This window comes from Burkholderia sp. DN3021 (assembly GCF_049805555.1).
In the GTDB taxonomy this organism is placed as follows: domain Bacteria; phylum Pseudomonadota; class Gammaproteobacteria; order Burkholderiales; family Burkholderiaceae; genus Burkholderia; species Burkholderia pyrrocinia_C.
In genome coordinates this window covers 16854-33580 of the sequence record NZ_JBNCAB010000087.1, presented here as the reverse complement: position 1 = coordinate 33580, position 16727 = coordinate 16854, and the positions used below count along the sequence as shown (strand labels likewise).

The window sequence follows — 16727 nt, the reverse complement described above, 5'->3', positions numbered from 1 at the left end:
CTGCAAACCGTTCGTCTGGACCGCCTCAGCCGACTCCATCCTCGAAAAGCTGCATAGACTTTGTTCGCGAATCAGCGGAACGGGACACTAGCGCGGCGCGTGCGTGCGGCGACGAGTCGACGAACGGTCACGGCTCGGCGACAATCGCCGGATAAACTGGCGTGTCACGCCGCTTCGAATGTATTGTTCGCACCGCGGTGCGACGTTCGATGCACAAGCAACTAACGGTCAATGTCGATGCGATCGGGCAGGCGGCGCTGCGCGCCGGGTCATGCGCCGGTGCGGATGCGTTTCTTCTTGTCGGGTCACCATGCAGCCATTCAACAATCCGTGGAATTCGCTGGAAATCGTCAAGCTCGTGCTCGGCGTGCTGACGCCGCTGTCGGTCGCGTGTCTCGGCTGGCTCGTCGCGCGCCGGCTGAAGCGGCTCGAACTCGTGCAGTGGACCAACCAGCGGCTGATCGAGAAGCGGCTCGCGCTGTACGACGCGGTCGCGCCGCAGCTCAATGCGCTGCTGTGCTTCTACACATGGATCGGCTACTGGAAGGACATCTCGCCGGACGACGTGATCCGCGCGAAGCGCGAGCTCGATCGCACGTTCCACATCTACCGCTACCTGTTCGACGACGACGTGTACGACGCGTATCACACGTACATTCACGCACTGTTCGACATGCACACGGGCCCGGGCCGCGACGCGCGGATCCGCTCGCTGATCCAGGCGCCCGACGGCGACCGCAGCGTGCACGGCTCGTATGAATGGAAGCCGGCGTGGTCCGATCGCTTCGCGACCGCGAATGTCGTGCCCAGGGACGACGTGCTGCGGTATTACACGCAACTGATGGAGCGGCTGCGCGTGGCGCTGGGCGCGACGCGCTGACCGCTCGGCATCGCGCGTCACGACGATGTCGCTTGCGACTGGCGGCCCACCTGCTCCGCCTCCCGCCTAGTCTCCGCCCGCGCACCGACGGCCGATTCATGCATGTTCGGGCTCGGGTGCGACTCAGGCGAAAGAGATCACGAGTTTCTTGCCGCACGCGGCGGCATACTTGCGCAGCGTGTCGATCGATGGAGAGTGCTGGCCTGTCGCGAGCGCCCGTTCGAGCCGCGTGACGGCAGGCGCCTTCGTGCCCATGCGCTCTGCCACATCGGCCTGCGAAAGACCGGCGGCTCGCCGGGCGGCCAGCATTGCGTCGAGCAGCGCGAATTCCTCGCGGTTCAGCCGGTCGTATTCGGCGCGTACCTTCGGATCGGACAATGCGCGCTCGCGCAGTGCCTTATAGCTTGCCGTAACGATTCTCCTTCAATCGGCGGCGCGCCGAATGCGCGGAAGTGTGCGAGCCAGATTGTTTGCCGGTGGCCTGAATTGACTAGTTATCCGAATGGATATCAGGCTTTCCCGCGTGCTTCGGGAGGCGGCGAGATCAGTTCCGTCCCGCCACCGCGAGTCGCGCCGCGAGCCCCACGAACACCGTGCCGAGCAGATATTGCGGCAGCTTTGACGGACGGCGGCGCGCGCCGATCCGCTGGCTCAGCCGGCTCGCGGAGAGAATCACCGCGCCGTTCACGACGAGCCCGATCAGGTTGAGCACCGTCGCGAGCACGAGAATCTGCACGGCGATCGAGCCGTGCCCGGGTCGCACGAACTGCGGGAACAGCGCGAGCACGAACAGCGCCATCTTCGGATTCAGCAGGTTCGTCGTCAGGCCCTGACGGAAGATCGCGGCGGTCGAGTGCCGGCGCTGCGACGCGACGGGCGATAGCGCGGTCGCGTCCGAACGAAACGTCTTCCACGCTAGATAGAGCAGATAGGCCGCGCCGGCGAAACGCACGATGTCGTACGCGATCGGTACCGCGAGAAAGAGCTGCGACAGCCCGAGCGCGGCGGCGAGCGCATGACAGTAGGTGCCCGCCTGAATGCCGGCGAGCGTCGCGAAGCCCGCGTGCCGGCTCTGGCTCACGCTGCGCGATGCGATCAGCAGCATGTCGGGGCCCGGCGTGGCCGTCAGCGCCAGACACGCGCCGGAGAACAACGCGAGCGTGGAGAAGTCGATCATGGGAATCCTTTTCGCGTGAGCGGCGTAAAAAGAAATGCCACTTTAGGCGTGCCGCTGCAGGTGGTCAACCGTGCTCGCGCCGGGATCCGGCCGACGGCCGACTTGCTTCCATCCTTCCGATAAAGCGGAAGCCGTTTTTACTATCGGGGCATGCCGCTCGGTTGCGTCAGCAACTAACAATTCTGTCGCGAATTTTCGTACGTGATCTAAATACATGCGGAATGTCTGTCTGTAGTATTCGGCGATTGAGTCACAGCCGGCAAGTGCCTCGCCGGCCAGGTCTGAATGAATTCCATGTGGGTAGATCATATGCAAATCGTCGACCGCCGTTCGGCCGACATCGATCGCGTCGAAGCGACGCGGTCGCGCGGGGCCGGTTCGCGTTCGGTGTCGCACGACGTCGGTGTGGTCCCGCGGGTTCGCCACGCATTGTGCGTGGCGCTGATCTGCGGCGGCGCCGCAAGCCTGTTCGAGCCGGTCCATGCGCAAGTGCCGGATGCGGGGCGAGCGATGCGCGATATCGAGGCACCACGGCCGGATCTGCCGCCGGAAGCTGTGCCCGAGCTGACGGTGGCGCCGTCGGAAGAGGCTGCCGAGAGCGTGCCCGAGTCGGGGCCTCGCGTGCTGGTTCGCGCATTCGCGCTCGACGGCAATACCGTGTTCGGCAACGATGAGCTGCAGCCGCTCGTCGCCGATCTTGCCGGCAGCACGCTGGGTTTCGCCGACCTGCAACGCGCCGCCGCGCGCATCACTGCCTACTATCGCCGCCATGGCTACGTGCTTGCGCGCGCCTATCTGCCTCGCCAGGACATCGACGACGGCGTCGTGCGTATCGAAATCGCCGAAGGACGCTACGGCGCAATCACGATCCAGAATCATTCGCGCGTGCTCGGTGCCGCGCTGCGCCAGCCGCTCTCGGCGCTGCATCCGGGCGATGTCGTGCGCGGGTCCGGTCTCGAGCGCAGCCTGTTGCTGCTCGACGATCTGGCCGGCGTCGCCGCGCGCGGCACATTGCGTCCGGGCGATATGCCAGGCACCACCGATCTCGTCGTCGACGCCGACAAAGGGCCGCTCGCATCCGGATCGCTCGAATTCGACAACTTCGGCGACGCAGCGCTCGGGCGCTATCGCGTCGGCGGCAGCGTCGACGTCAATTCGCCGCTGCGGCTCGGCGATCGCCTGAGCTTGCGCGGGCTCGTCAGCAACGAGTTGCAGCGCTACTACCGCGCCGGCTACCAGCTACCGGTCGGGCCCGCGTCGACACGGGTCGGCGTCGCGTATTCGTCGCTGCGTTACCGGCTCGGCGGAGCGTTCTCGGATCTCGATTCCAGCGGCCGTGCGAGCGTGCAGACCGCGTACGTGACGCAGCCGCTCGTGCGCGCGCGAAACCTGAGCGTCACCGCGCAGATCCAGTACGAAAACAAGAACCTGCGCGACGACTATGGCGTATTCGACATCCGGCGCGACAAGAACATCGGCCTGTGGACCTTCGGCGTCAGCGGCAACAGTCAGGACGGCTGGCTGGGCGGCGGCCGCAACGGGTTCTCGGTGATGTTCGGCGTCGGGCGGCTGCGCAGCAACGATCCGTTCGAAGCGGATGCGCTGAAAAAATCGATCGGCAGCTTTACGAAGCTGAATGTGATCGCGCTGCGAGTGCAGGCGCTGGGGCGCCGGTTCGAGTTGTACACGCAATTCAGTGCGCAGCTCGCGTCGCGCAATCTCGACGAATCGGAGAAATTCAGTCTCGGCGGCCCGTACGGCGTCCGCGCGTACGCGCTCGGCGCCGGCAGCGGCGACCAGGGCTGGCAGGCCAGCGCGGAGTTGCGTTATCTGGTCGCGCCGGGATGGCAGGTCAGCACGTTCGTCGACGCCGGGCGCGTGCAGGCCGACAAGTACCCGTGGACGCAAGGGCGAAACATACAGCACATGCAGGCCGGCGGTGTCGGCGCGAGCTGGTTCGGCGCGAAGCGCCAGGTGACGCTGACGGCCGCGTGGCCGCTCGGCGCGGCGTTCGGCTCGCCGACCCGCGCGCCGAGCGTATGGGTTCAGGCCGCTCAGTATTTCTGAGTGCGCGTGATCGGTCCGTCCGGCAGGGCGGGTTTTATAGGGTAATTAAAGAGGATACCAAAATGAATAAGGCCTATTCACTGGTGTGGAATGAAGCACAGGGTGGCTGGTGCGCGGTCGGGGAAACGGCGCGCCGTCGCGGCAAGTCGGGCGGCGGCAAGCGCCTGCTCGCGGCGGGCGTGTCGCTGCTGGGGCTGGCGGCTGCGTCGGGCGCGTACGCGCTGCCGACGGGCGGCGAGATCATGTCGGGGCAGGCGGACATCGCGAAGTCGGCGGACAACAAGACGATGTCGATCAACCAGCACACGGACAAGCTGATCACGAACTGGCAGGACTTCAGCGTGGGCAGCGGCGAGCGGGTGTCGTTCCGGCAGCCGACGAGCCAGTCGATCGCACTGAACCGGGTGGTCGGCGCGAACGGCAGCCAGATTCACGGCCAGCTGGACGCGAACGGGCGCGTGTTCCTGGTGAACCCGAACGGCGTGATGTTCGGCGCGGGCGCGCAGGTGAACGTGGGCGGCCTGGTGGCGTCGACGCAAAACCTGTCGGACGCGGATTTCCTGGCCGGTCGCTACCGGTTCGCGGGGACGTCGGGCCAGTCGGTGGAGAACGCCGGGACGATCACGGCGGCGGACGGCGGCAGCGTGGCGCTGCTGGGCGCGCGAGTGTCGAACACGGGTGTGATCCGCGCGCAGATGGGCCGCGTGGCGCTGGGCGCGGGCAATGCGTTCAACGTGAACTTCGACGGCAACGGGCTGCTGAACCTGCAGGTTGAAGGCGGCGCGGTGGACGCGCAGGCGCACAACGGTGGGTTGCTGAAGGCGGACGGCGGGGAAGTGCTGATGACGGCGCGCGCGGCAGGCGATCTGCTGGGTTCGGTGGTCAGGAACAGCGGCACGATCGAGGCGAAGGGCCTGAGCAGCCGCGCCGGAAAGATCACGCTGGACGGCGGCGACGTTCAAGTCGGCGGGAAGCTGGACGCGAGCGCGCAGGACGCATCGACGGCGGGCGGCACGGTGACGACGCGCGGCGAGCGGGTGGCGGTGTCGCGCGACGTGCAGGTGGATACGCGCGGGGCGTCGGGCCGCACGGGCCAGTGGACGATCGAGGCGGCCAACGCCGGGATCGGCGGTAACACGGGCGTCGCGATCGACGGCGAGACGCTGTCGCGCAACCTGGGCACGACGAACGTGGCGCTGACCAATACGTCGGGCGATCTGACGGTGGGCGACGCGGTGAACTGGGCGAGCGACAACGCGCTGACGCTGACGTCGAAAAAGGGCAGCGTGAACCTGAATCGGTCGCTGACGGCGAGCGGCGCGAAAGCGGGCGTGACGGTGAACGCGGCGCAACGCATTCGCATCGGCAACAAGGTGACGCTGACGGGCGAAAACGCGAGCCTGGCGCTGAACTCGGGCAGCGGCCATACGCTGACGGACGACGCTGTGGTCACGCTGTCGGGTCGCAATGCATCGTTCTCGGCGAACGGCGAAGCGTATCGCGTGATTCACGATCTCGCGGGGCTGCGCGCTGTCGACGGCAACATGAACGGCCGTTACGTGCTGGGTAACGCGATCGACGGCGGCGGTGCGCAATTCCGCAGCCTCGGCGGCGACCGTGCGGCGTTCGGTGGCGTGTTCGACGGTCTGGGCAATACTATCCACAATCTGTCGGTCTCGAATCCCGACAGTGCGGTCGTCGGGTTGTTTGCGGTCAACATCGGCCGCATCGCCAACCTCGGGCTGGAGAAAATCACGGCGCGCGGGTCGGCCGGGTACACGAGGTCGCCGGTCAGCGTCGGCGCATTGGCCGGCTACAACACGGGTGACATCACCAACGTAAAGGCGAAAGACGTCGTGGTGACTGGCTACGGCCGCGCGATCCTCGGTGGTCTGGTCGGCAGCAATCTCAGCGGACGCATCGATCGCGCTTCCGTTTCGGGCCGTGTCGAAGGCGGCAGGGATGCGTTGTACGTCGGTGGTCTGGCTGGCGAAAACCGCACGTTCCTCGGGCCGAATGAGCGCGACGCTACCATCAGTAACAGCCACGCCGACGTAACGGTCATCAGCGGGGCGAGCGGCGTCATCGGGTCGGGCGGCGATACGGGCGGTCTGGTCGGGATCAACCGCGGCGTCATCACGGCGTCGACGGCAGCGGGCCGCGTCAGCGCCCTGGCCCGCGGTGCGCGCGTCGGTGGCCTCGTCGGCTTCAACGAAGGCGGGGACAAGGCGGGGCGCATCGAGGCCTCTTCGTCGACCGCGAGCGTACGAGGCGGTCATGACGCGACGGCGGGCGGCCTCGTCGGCTACAACGCCGCGTTGATCGAGGCGTCCGACGCGACAGGTGACGTGATCGTGGGCGACAACAGCACGGCGGGCGGCCTGGTCGGGGAAAATCTCGCCAAGATCGCCGCGTCGACGGCGGGCGGCAAGGTTATCGCCGGTGCGTCGGGCGTGGTCGGCGGGCTCGTTGGCACGAATGCCGGCAAGGTGGAGCGCGCCCGGGCAAGCGGGAGCGTGAACGCCGTCGGTATGGGCAGGGCAGGCGGCCTGGTCGGACTCAACCGGGGCAGCGTGTCGTCGTCGAGCGCGTCGGGTGACGTCGTTGCGGGCGCCGGTAGCTACGTCGGCGGTCTGGTCGGCCATAACTTCATGGGCGCATCGATCGATGGATCCGAGGCCTCCGGGTCGGCGAAGGGCGGCGATCGCAGTTCGGTCGGCGGTCTCGTCGGCAAGAACGACAGCAAGATCGCGTCGTCGTCGTCGTCGGGTGCGGTGTCCGGCGGGCGCAGCGCACGGCTGGGCGGCATAGCCGGCGAAAGCTTCGGCAACGTCGATTATTCGAGCTCGAGCAGCCTTATTGCGTACAGGGCCGGCTACGATCAGCTCTACGGCGGGCTGGTCGGCTTTAACTTCGGCCGGATGCGAGGCAATGGCGTGAGCGGAAACGCGGCGGCGGTGCCGCTTGCGGGCCGCAATTTCGGCGAAATCCGGAACTGATCGGTCCCGTTCCGGGAGGCGGGGTTGGTTGCAGTGACGCTCGCCTCCCGGGCACGTCGCGCTGTCGCGACTTCGATCCGACGCCCGTTCGATATAGGTGCCGTGCGGGTCGGCCGGCCGGCGATAGCGGCACGCGAGCCGTCGTCCGGTCGGTCTTCGTCGCAACGATGTTTTTCAAGGGTTCTTCACGTCGATCCGCGAAGAACCCTTTCTTTTGGCGGCGAGCCGGGCACGGCCGGAAAATCGTGGGACAGTCGGTATTCGGCGCCGTCGTTACGTATCAAGGTAGCCGTGCGACCGGGCTATCCCAAAAAAATTCCAACCGATTGTGTTGCCTGAGCGGCTAACCCGCCGAACGCTCTGTCAACGCAATGCGAAACAAACGACTCGTATTTACCGCGTCAAAGTTCGTTCAAGTCCGAAAGTGTGATGCCATTCGATTTGACGTGTACGAAATGGTTCGTACGATGCGGACACCCCCGCAGGCCTTTGGCATGATCGGAACTCCCCTTCTTTCCAGGTGTTTTCCGAGACGATCACGGATGTCGGAACAGCGTTGCTCCGGCTGCGTTCGCGATCGCCGCCGCGCGCCATGTCGCAGAGCCCGCTTCAGTCCATTCGTCGTTACCAGAGCATTTCGGTGTTCGGTGGCGGCATCGTCGTCACCGTCCTTGTCCTGATCGCTTGCGGTCTCGGGATGGCGTCGATCGTCTCGGGCTATGTCGAGGGCGCGCGGCGCAGCTACTTGAACGGCCTGGAGCAGACGCTGAACGAAATCCAGGTGAGCGAAACCTCGTTCCGAAACGGCGTCGCGAACGCGCAGTTGATCTGGCAGGAGGCCAGCGCCGCGCCGGCGGCGGTCGTCGACGAATTCCTCCTCAACGACCAGCGCGTCGCGACCCGCCCGCATCCGTCGCTCGTCATCGGTGTGCCAGCGCAAACCGGCAATCGGGCCGAAGTCGCGCGCTATCTGTCGCTGTCGGTCCTGTTGGCACGCATCTGCGCGGCCAGTTCGATCAATCGCGGGCGCACGCTGGAGGGCTACCACTACAGCACGCGCACCGGTTTGTTCGCGCTGATACCCCATCGGAACCGCGACGATCCGGCGCTGGTTGCGCCGGAAAGCCGTGCACGCGTGCTGGACGCGTTGCGCGTCGATTTCGAGCGTCCGTATCCGGGCATCGTCGATGCGCGCCCGCACGTGCGCTGGCTGGCGCCGTTCACCGATCCCGTGTCGGGGCAGCCGCGCATCCGGCTCGCGGCCGAGGCGCGCGACAACGGCAAGCCGTTCGCGGTGCTCGTCACCGAATATCCGACCGATTACCTGCTGTCCTGGCTCGCCGACTATCGCCCCGAAGGCATGTTCTACATCACGACGGCCGATGGCCAGCTCGTCACGATGGATCCCACGGCGGGCGAAACCGGCCGCGTGGAAAGCCTGCTGAAGCTGAGCCCGTGGCGTGGCGGCGCGTCGTCGTCGAGCGCGCCCGTGTTCCGGGACGGCTTCCTGCTGTTTCACGGCAAGCTCGAATCGACGGGCTGGACGCTTGCCTATGCGCTGTCGTGGACCGACATTGCAGCCGGCGTCGCGCGCTCGGCCGGTACGCTCGGCGCCGCGACACTACTTGCGCTCATGGTCATGTGGGGGTTGCTGCTGCGCTTTCATCGGCGAGAGTTCGTGCCGCTCTACGCGCACTCGCAACGCGTGTTCGACAGCGAAGCGCTGTGCCGCAGTGTGATCGAGATGGCGCCGATCGGCCTCGGGCTGATCGCGCGCGACGACGGGCGTTTCATGCTCGCGAGCCCCGCGCTGACGGACATGGTCGAGCGGACCGGCGGCGACTATCACGCGCTGTCGAACCACGTGGTCGACGCGTGGCAGGCGCGCGGCGATGCCGGCGGCGTGCAGCACGACGGCCTGCTGCTGGGCGATGTGCAGGCCACGTGTCAGCACCTCGAATTCGCCGCATGCGGCGCACGCTATCAGGGCACGGACGTACTGATCGTCGCGGTTGCCGACGTGACTGCCAAGCAGCAGCTCGTTCAGAAGCTGGAGGAGGCCGTGCGTGCGGCCGATTCGGCGAATGCTGCGAAATCGTCGTTCCTCGCGGCGATGAGCCACGAGATCCGCACGCCGCTGAACGTGATTCTCGGCAACCTGGAACTGCTCGAGCGCTCGGCGCTCGACGCGGTCCAGCATGACCGCGTGCACACGCTGCGGGCATCGGCGACGAGCCTGCTCGCGCTCGTCGGCGACATTCTCGATTTCTCGAAGATCGAGGCCGGCGCGATGTCGGTCGAATCGATCGAGTTCGACGTGATCGAGACGATCGAGCGCGAGCTGAACGCGTTCGCGACGATCGCGAAGGCAAAGGGACTGCAGCTGTTCTGCGAGATCCATGCGTGCAGCACGCAGAAAATGCGAGGCGATCCGACGCGGCTCGCGCAGGTGCTCCGCAATCTGGTGAACAACGCGCTCAAGTTTACCGATGCGGGCTGCGTGACCGTGCGCGTTGCCGTCGTCGCCGGGGGGCACGACGCGCCCGAACTGTCGATCGAGGTCGAGGATACCGGCATCGGCATCGCTTCCGAACATCGGCACAAGTTGTTCAAGGCATTTTCGCAGGTCGACACGTCGATCACGCGGCGTTACGGCGGCACCGGCCTCGGGCTTGCGCTATGCAGCCGGCTCGTCGCGGCGATGGGCGGCCGCATCGCGGTGGAGAGCGAGACGGGCGTCGGCAGCCGTTTCAAGGTGCTTCTGCCGCTCGGCATGGACCTCGTCGCGCTCGACCGGCCGCGCGCGGCTCGCGCACACGCGCTGGCGCTGATCGCCGCGCATCCCGGGTGGCGCGATTTTGCGTTGCCGCATCTAAGTGCATGGGGATTCGACGTCAGCGTATACGACAGTCCGTCGAGTCTGCCGGCCGGCATGGCACGACGCGGCGCGGTCGTGCTGTTCGGCGATTCCGACACGTGGTCGCGAGCGGATCTGAACAGCCTGAGCGATTGCGCACTGTTGATTCTCGCGATACCCGACGGCCCGCTCGAACCGTATCGCGCGGGCGACACGGTACGCGTGTCGAGTTACTCGCTCCGCGGTTTGCGCGCCGCGTTGGCGCTCGGCGGCCCGATGGGCGGTGAACGCAGGATCGATGCCGTATCGGGCGACGCGCTGCGGCGTGACGATTCGCATGCTCGCGATTCGGCGATGGCCGCAACGTCGCGCGACGCGGCCGCGCACGGCAGTCGCGCATTGCGTGTGCTCGTCGCACACGACGAAACCATCAACGGCTCGATTTTCAGCGAGCAACTGTACGCGCTCGGCTGCGTCGCAGCCGAGGTCGGAACGGGGCGCGCGGCGCTCGAATCGCTGGCCGGCGACGCGTGGGACGTGCTGCTGATCGGCGACGATCTGCCCGACATGCGCGCGCATCAACTGGCCGAGGCGGCACGGGACGTCGATGCTGCTTGTGACGTACTGGTCGTGACGTCGCATTTGACGCCCGAAGGCATGCGCCGCTGCACGGCAGCCGGTGTCCGGCGCGTATTGACCAAACCCGTGACGCTCCGGCACCTGCGCGGCGCGCTTGCGCATGCATGGCAGCGACGTGCCGCGACGCCGGCGAGGGGCACATGCGTGGCCGCTTGCCCAGTGGGCTCAACTCATCATGAAACGGAATTGCATGACAAGTAACCAACGGCATCGAACGTATCAACAAGCATTCGAGATAACAACAACGGCAGGGTGCCGACGCACATTGCGCGGCAGATTTCAAATCAACACCGGAGGGGAACATCGTGCGTCATGTAGGGAAGATATTCGCACTGTTACTCGATTTCGCCGCACTTTCTGAGAAGTCTCGTCGGGAATTCCTGACGATGATGAACGAGTTCTTGCTCATGTCGCCGGTTCAGAGGCGACGTACGCTTGTCGAGTGGAAAAACAGGGTGGATGGCAACCAGCGTGACGTGCCCGGCGATTCGAGCCGCCAATAGCGCGCCGGGTCGCGGCACGGCCGCGCTGCGCGAGAGCGTGGCCGGCATCCTGTAACGGCGCCGAGCCGCCGTGAGCCTCGGCAAATCTGCACGGTACGGTCGTGCGGATACGTCGTGCGCACCGCTGGCGTAGGCACCGGCGTACACCGTTCGCTGCGTGGCCCGCGCCGATTGCAGGGCAAACCGGGATTTATCTTAAAATTGAGGCACTATTTGTCCGGTGTGCCGAATACGGCCAGCCATCGACACGATGGCGCGAGCATGCTCCCCGTCGCAGCGGGGACCGGATGCGTGACTGAAAGCCTCGGGGAAACAGGAACATGGACGAATTCTTTGTGCGCGTGATGGTGGCCGACGATCATCCGGCGTCCGCGCTCGGCATGTCGCAGGCGCTGCAAGGCAACAGCACGATCAAGCTCGTGGGCACCGTTTCGAACTCGACGGACCTGGTCGCGGCGCTCGACGCGCAGCAGAGCGACGTGCTCGTGCTCGACTATGTGATGCCGGGCGGCAAGTACGGCGACGGGCTCGTGCTGCTGTCGTTCCTGCAGCGCCGCTATCCGGCGCTGCATATCGTGACGATCACGATGATCGACAATCCGAGCGTGCTGCGCGCGATCCACAAGCAGGGCGTGAGTTGCATCCTCAGCAAGTCGGACGCGATCTCGCACCTGATCGGCGCCGTGCATGCCGCGTACGTTGGTGCGAACTACATGTCGCCATTCATCAAGCAGGTGCTGCACGATGTCGAATCCGAGCCCGCTACTCGCGCGCTGACAACGCGCGAGATCGAGGTTGTCCGATTGTTCGGCGCGGGCTACACGGTGGGCGAGATCGCCGCGCAGCTCCATCGCAGCAAGCAGACCATCAGTTCGCAGAAGTCGAGTGCGATGAAGAAACTCGGGATCGTTCGCGACGCGGATCTGATCCGCTATAACGACGAGCAAAAGCTTGCGGGCGCATCCGACGACGATGCGTCGCCGGCGTGACGATCGCGAGGGCCGGCTGCCGCTCCGGATCGGCTTCGGGGCAGACGCCGCCGAAGTGATGCATTGCGTGTGGGCAGACGCACGCCACGCCACGCGACTACCCTGTTTTCCAGGGCACCGATGCGCCGGCATCGACGAATGATGCGGTATCCGGCCGCGAGCGACGAGATCGATAGAACATGCCTGCAAAGCTGAAAAGACTTGTATCTCACGCGGCCATGGCGGTTCGCAAGCCATTCGAGCCGGGGCGCGTCCGGCGGCAGCAGCAGTTCCTGCTGTACGCAAGCGGCGCGGCGATCTCGGTGTTCATTCTGGTGTGCGCGGCACTCGTTTTGCTGCTCGACGTGCAGGAGTCCCTCGAGCGCTTCCGGGTCGAGTTCACGGAGCGCAGGGCCGAACTCGTTGCCGAGGTGGAGATCATGAGGGCGCTGCGGAATCGCTATGTCGAGGACATGGAGCTGCAATGGGACAGCGTCGTTGAAAATTCGCGAGGCCTGCGCGGGGTGCTCGCCGGCAAGCACGGCAAGCAGACGTTCGTCGGGCGGAAAGGGCGAATTGCGATCGCTGCATTCGCCGACATCCCGCTGGCCGCATCAGCGAGCAGTCACTTGCCTTACCTCGCGCGCTATCTCGAGCCGGTCGAGGTGACGGGCGTCCTGCCGCCGCCACAACCGGCCGATCCGGGCGGTACTTCCTATCTGATCGATCCGAACGGCGATTTCATCGTTGCGGCAGGGCATCCGCTGGTGAAGCGAGCGATTGCGCTGCCACGCGGTTTCGATGTAAAGGCACTCGTCGAGCAACTGCGCCCGATGACGACCGATACAGCCGTTTCGATGGCGCCCGTCGCTCGTCAAAACACGATTGCGCTTGAGCGGCGATACGATCCGGTGCTCGGACGCTCCGTGCTGCGGATGGTGCAATGGGTGCGTGGCGCGAACGGCAGGCCGGTCGTCTGGTTCGTCATCAACAGCCCGCCGCTGATAGAGGGGGTACTGCGCTCGCCGGGTGCCGGCAGGGAATACGCGCTCGTCGATTCCAGCGGAAATCTCCTGCTCGGCCGGCAACCCGACCGCACGATGGTGGCTCGTGCGCTCGAGCATGCGCGCCATGACGACGGCGAGCGAGCGGGCGCACATCGCGTCGGCATGAACTTCGTCGTCAGCGACAGGATACCGAGATCGGACGAGGTGGTGATGGCGGCCATCTCATGGCGTGCCGTTCTGAGTGACGTAGCCTTGCGCGCGAGCTTGACGGTCGCGCCGGCGCTCTTCGCAATCGCGCTGCTGTGGATCGCAATCGTGATGTTCGACAAGCGCGCGCTGCGCCCGGCGAATCGGCGAGCGATTCGCCTGATCGAAAGCGAGGCGCTCAACCGGACGCTGATCCGCACGGCGCCGGCCGGGCTCGTGCTGCTGTCGTTCGTCGACGGCGAAGCGATCATGCGCAATGACGCGCTGATCGCGTACGAGCGGGACGTGTCGGGCGAGCCGCTCGGCAAGCGCTTGTGGCGCGCGTATCGGGACGGTGCGCCCGCCGGCAACGCGCGTGGGCGCGTCACGCGGGAGCTGGCCGTCGAGCGCGCGGGATATGGCACCGTCTATCTCGACGCGCACATCGTGCGCACCAGGTATCGCGGGATCGACGTGCTGCTGTGCACGCTGCTCGACATCACGGCCCGCAAGCAGGCGGAGGAGAAGCTGCGCGAGGCGAGCGAAGCCGCCGAGCTTGCGAACAAGGCGAAGTCGACGTTTCTCGCGACGATGAGCCACGAGATCCGCACGCCGCTCAACGCGATCATCGGCAACCTGGAACTGATGGAGCGCGCGCAGATGGCGGCGCCGATGCGGCGGCGGCTGGGGACGATCATGTCGTCGTCCGATGCGCTGCTGCGCGTGATCAACGACGTGCTCGACCTGTCGAAGGCCGAGTCGAACCAGATGGTGCTGGAAAGCATTCCGTTCGACCTGCGTCGTGTCGTGAACGACGTGGCCGCGATCTTCCGCCCGCTCGCGGACGCGAAAAACCTGGCGCTGACGTGCCGCATTGCCCCGGATCTCGCCGATGGTTACGTGGGCGATTCGACCCGGCTACGGCAACTGGTGTCGAACCTCGTCAGCAATGCGATCAAGTTTACGAAGCGCGGCGGCGTGACGATCGACGTGCGGCTTGCACAGGCGGGCCCGGCCGGCCATGGCGTCGAAATCGCCGTCAGCGATACGGGCATCGGCATTCCCGAAGACAGCCTGCCGACCCTGTTCGACGTCTATGTCCAGACCGATGCGTCGATCTACCGGCGCTTCGGCGGCACGGGGCTCGGGCTGCCGCTGTGTCGGCGCATCGTGACGCTGATGCGTGGCGAACTGAGTGTCGACAGCCGTCTTGGCGAAGGCACGGTTTTCGTGGCTGCGTTGCCGCTGCCCGAAGCGCCGTCCGGCTGGCGGACCGACGAGCCCGAGCATGGCGCGGACGGCGATGTGCCGCCCGCGTTCGACGCGGATGAGGCGCCGGCGCTGGACGAAGCGCATGAAGTTGACGAGATGAGCGACGACGATGACGAACCGCTACGCGTGCTCGTTGCCGAGGACCATCCCGCGAGCCGTGCGCTGCTGCGCGACCAACTCGATGCGCTGCGCTACGACGCGACGATTGTCGCGAACGGCGTCGAAGCGATGCGGGCCTATTTCGAGCGGCCCTACGACGTCGTGCTGACCGATCTGGGCATGCCGGAACTCGATGGCTTTGCGCTGACGAATTTTCTCCGCGAACAGGGCGCGAAGGTGCCGGTGATCGCGATGACTGCGCATGCGACCGATGAGGACCGTCGGCGCTGCGAACAGGTCGGCGCGGTGGAGGTCGTGCTGAAGCCGCTGACGATCAATGCGCTCGATGCGGTGCTGAAGCGGCACGCCGAGCGTGGCGCGCGAAGCGACGCGCAAGCGGCGCACGGCACGCAGCCGGTGATGACCGACGAGATTCGGGACAAGCTGCACGCGTCGACGCTGCGTTCGCTGGCGGTGATCGACGATGCGTTGTCGAACGGCGAAGCCGATTCGATCAAGATCGAGCTTCACTCGCTGCGGGGCGGCTTCGCGCTGGCGGGCGATACGGACGCCCGAGACGCATGTGCACATGCCGAACGGACCGTGGCCGAGGGCGGCATGGATGCGTTCGCACAGGCGTGGCCGGCTTGCCGGGCAGTCATCGAACGCACGCTTGCCCGGCTGACCGGTATGTAATCGTGGCTTCAGAACGCCATAGGGCTGGCGTGCGACCGGATGCGACTGTGATCCTTTGCAGTCAAACGATGAAACGCGTCCGGCAATGGTCTGATTGGTGAATGATTGACCGTGGCCGCGACGGCGGCCGTCATCATGGGGGGGCCGGATGATCGTCATGCGGGTTGACACGACGTCGGTCAGGGATCGATTTCCGGTCGAGCCGTTGAGACGCGGCACAGCCAGGTGTCTAGTGCGAGCGCTACGCAATGCCGGGACGCCGTGAGACGGCTGGCTCCGGTCGCCTGTTCCGGCATCGCGTATGAAAAGCGCAAGAACGGGAATGCCGGTGCAATACGGCGTTCCTCGCTTGGGTCAATGCGTTACTGATAGCTCATCGTGAACGTGGCGACGGCATCTGCCGTGCCGCCTTTGGGCGTGTCCGAGGTTCGGACATAGCGTGCGCTAAGCGGGATATTGACGGTTTGATTGCCGGCTTCGGTCACGAACCATTGATTCGGGTTGCCGGTTTCGCTCGAATCGGGCCCATATCGGACCGGCGTCGTCCCGTTCATGATCCGGACACCGACGCCTTTTGCCGTCGAAGCGTTCGTCAGCGTGAGCACGTCGCTCCGGTTGCCCGGATTGGCTGCATCCGTCAGCGTGATATACATCCGGGTCTTGGCGTCGCGCGTGCCGCCAGAGCACTGCAAGCCGATATTGACCGGTTGTTCGGGCGCCGCTGCGGTGCCGTTCAGGTTGACCTCGCCAAACTGGACCTTGATCGACTTTGTCGTCACGCTGCAGGTTGGTACGTTCGGCTTGAGTTCGATCGATCCGCTGATCCTGAAGGATGCAATCTGGACAGTCTTGCTGCGGACCCAGATACCGGCCAGTTCTCCAGTCATCGTGCCGCCGGCCGTGATGCGGCCTGTCTTGACCAGTTCCACTGCGATCGTCGTATTGTTGGTTGTCACGTACAAGCCGGGAATATCGACCAACAGCGGCCACCATAGCGAATTTGGCGTATACGAATAGCGCATTCTCACGCCGATGCCGGAGACACCGGTTGGCCAGGTCGAGTATAGGCCGACTGGTGCCAGTCGCCCGCTGTAGGCATTCCCGATACCGTCGTTGCAGTAGGTGGTTGACGAGATCCCTGCTAAGTTGATTGTTTGCGAATGCAACACAGTGCCGTCCGGTACATCGGGATCGAAGTTGGGTGCATTAAAGGGCGCTAGCGTGAAGACCGCGGGACTCTTGCCGTTGTTCGGTGTCTCGGTTCCGCCCTGCGTGATTATGCAATACTGCGCCAGCGCGGTACCGCATACGAACGGCAACATGCTTACCAGTCCAATTATCAAATTCTTCGGGTTCATGTTGGATCGAATATCGTTA

General features: G+C 65.5%; 9 protein-coding genes. 6 read left to right on the top strand and 3 right to left on the bottom strand.

The window, feature by feature from the left end; all coding sequences use genetic code 11:
* Nucleotides 1-310: 310 nt before the first annotated feature.
* The gene (locus ACPUER_RS30060) at nucleotides 311-880 is read left to right on the top strand and encodes a hypothetical protein (protein ID WP_175960271.1); all 570 of its coding nucleotides are present in this window, start codon (nucleotides 311-313) and stop codon (nucleotides 878-880) included.
* A 123-nt stretch (nucleotides 881-1003) separates the two neighbouring features.
* On the opposite strand, the gene ACPUER_RS30055 is transcribed toward ACPUER_RS30060, so the two are convergent.
* Together ACPUER_RS30055 and ACPUER_RS30050 are read right to left on the bottom strand one after the other, a co-directional pair.
* On the bottom strand, nucleotides 1004-1297 hold the full coding sequence (locus tag ACPUER_RS30055) for a helix-turn-helix domain-containing protein (RefSeq protein ID WP_425132883.1): 294 nt from the start codon (nucleotides 1295-1297) through the stop codon (nucleotides 1004-1006).
* Nucleotides 1298-1424: 127 nt separating this feature from the next.
* Entirely contained in the window at nucleotides 1425-2057 is a 633-nt protein-coding gene (locus ACPUER_RS30050) for a LysE family translocator (RefSeq protein WP_425132881.1), read from the bottom strand.
* Nucleotides 2058-2366: 309 nt separating this feature from the next.
* On the opposite strand from ACPUER_RS30050, the gene ACPUER_RS30045 reads away from it, so the two are divergent.
* From ACPUER_RS30045 to ACPUER_RS30025, 5 genes are all read left to right on the top strand, one after another.
* The gene (locus tag ACPUER_RS30045) at nucleotides 2367-4124 is read left to right on the top strand and encodes a ShlB/FhaC/HecB family hemolysin secretion/activation protein (protein ID WP_425132880.1); all 1758 of its coding nucleotides are present in this window, start codon (nucleotides 2367-2369) and stop codon (nucleotides 4122-4124) included.
* A gap of 62 nt (nucleotides 4125-4186) precedes the next feature.
* Nucleotides 4187-7123 (top strand): GLUG motif-containing protein, encoded by a 2937-nt coding sequence (locus tag ACPUER_RS30040; protein ID WP_425132882.1) that lies wholly within the window; start codon nucleotides 4187-4189, stop codon nucleotides 7121-7123.
* A gap of 592 nt (nucleotides 7124-7715) precedes the next feature.
* A complete protein-coding gene (locus ACPUER_RS30035; protein ID WP_425132879.1) occupies nucleotides 7716-10820 on the top strand; it encodes an ATP-binding response regulator in 3105 nt (1034 codons plus the stop codon).
* A gap of 622 nt (nucleotides 10821-11442) precedes the next feature.
* Nucleotides 11443-12111, top strand: a complete 669-nt coding sequence (locus ACPUER_RS30030) for a response regulator (protein ID WP_175960277.1) — start codon at nucleotides 11443-11445, stop codon at nucleotides 12109-12111.
* Nucleotides 12112-12290: 179 nt separating this feature from the next.
* Nucleotides 12291-15350 carry an ATP-binding protein gene (locus ACPUER_RS30025; protein ID WP_425132878.1) on the top strand — a complete coding sequence of 1020 codons (3060 nt, stop codon included), beginning with the start codon at nucleotides 12291-12293 and terminating at the stop codon, nucleotides 15348-15350.
* 362 nt (nucleotides 15351-15712) lie between these two features.
* Here the strand turns inward: ACPUER_RS30025 and ACPUER_RS30020 are convergent, their stop codons facing one another.
* The gene (locus ACPUER_RS30020) at nucleotides 15713-16708 is read right to left on the bottom strand and encodes a fimbrial protein (protein WP_425132877.1); all 996 of its coding nucleotides are present in this window, start codon (nucleotides 16706-16708) and stop codon (nucleotides 15713-15715) included.
* Nucleotides 16709-16727: the final 19 nt, after the last annotated feature.

Excerpts from the sequence above, each read along its gene's own strand:
- ACPUER_RS30040 (WP_425132882.1), top strand. The coding sequence starts at position 4,187 with ATGAATAAGGCCTATTCACTGGTGTGGAATGAAGCACAGGGTGGCTGG.
- ACPUER_RS30030 (WP_175960277.1), top strand. The coding sequence starts at position 11,443 with ATGGACGAATTCTTTGTGCGCGTGATGGTGGCCGACGATCATCCGGCG.
- ACPUER_RS30060 (WP_175960271.1), top strand. The coding sequence starts at position 311 with ATGCAGCCATTCAACAATCCGTGGAATTCGCTGGAAATCGTCAAGCTC.
- ACPUER_RS30035 (WP_425132879.1), top strand. The coding sequence starts at position 7,716 with ATGTCGCAGAGCCCGCTTCAGTCCATTCGTCGTTACCAGAGCATTTCG.
- ACPUER_RS30020 (WP_425132877.1), bottom strand. The coding sequence starts at position 16,708 with ATGAACCCGAAGAATTTGATAATTGGACTGGTAAGCATGTTGCCGTTC.
- ACPUER_RS30025 (WP_425132878.1), top strand. The coding sequence starts at position 12,291 with ATGCCTGCAAAGCTGAAAAGACTTGTATCTCACGCGGCCATGGCGGTT.
- ACPUER_RS30050 (WP_425132881.1), bottom strand. The coding sequence starts at position 2,057 with ATGATCGACTTCTCCACGCTCGCGTTGTTCTCCGGCGCGTGTCTGGCG.
- ACPUER_RS30045 (WP_425132880.1), top strand. The coding sequence starts at position 2,367 with ATGCAAATCGTCGACCGCCGTTCGGCCGACATCGATCGCGTCGAAGCG.